The organism is Neisseria sp. P0014.S009 (assembly GCF_051958155.1).
In the GTDB taxonomy this organism is placed as follows: domain Bacteria; phylum Pseudomonadota; class Gammaproteobacteria; order Burkholderiales; family Neisseriaceae; genus Neisseria; species Neisseria flavescens_C.
The window spans coordinates 1-268 of the sequence record NZ_JBQCVS010000133.1 but is presented as its reverse complement, the minus strand read 5'-3'; the positions used below and the strand labels follow the sequence as shown (position 1 = coordinate 268).

Annotated in this window: 1 rRNA gene; it reads left to right on the top strand. The window is 54.5% G+C overall.

What is annotated here, in order from left to right:
* Nucleotides 1-268: ribosomal RNA gene (locus ACTHS4_RS12000) — 16S ribosomal RNA — on the top strand; the annotation flags it as partial.

Sequence of the window (268 nt, the reverse complement as noted above, 5' to 3'; positions counted from 1 at the left end):
AGTCTGAACCAGCCATGCCGCGTGGAGGATGACGGTCCTCTGGATTGTAAACTTCTTTTCTCTGGGACGAAACCCCCGATTTCTATCGGGCCTGACGGTACCAGAGGAATAAGCACCGGCTAACTCCGTGCCAGCAGCCGCGGTAATACGGAGGGTGCAAGCGTTATCCGGATTCACTGGGTTTAAAGGGTGCGTAGGTGGGCAGGTAAGTCCGCGGTGAAATCCCCGAGCTTAACTTGGGAACTGCCGTTGATACTATCTGTCTTGA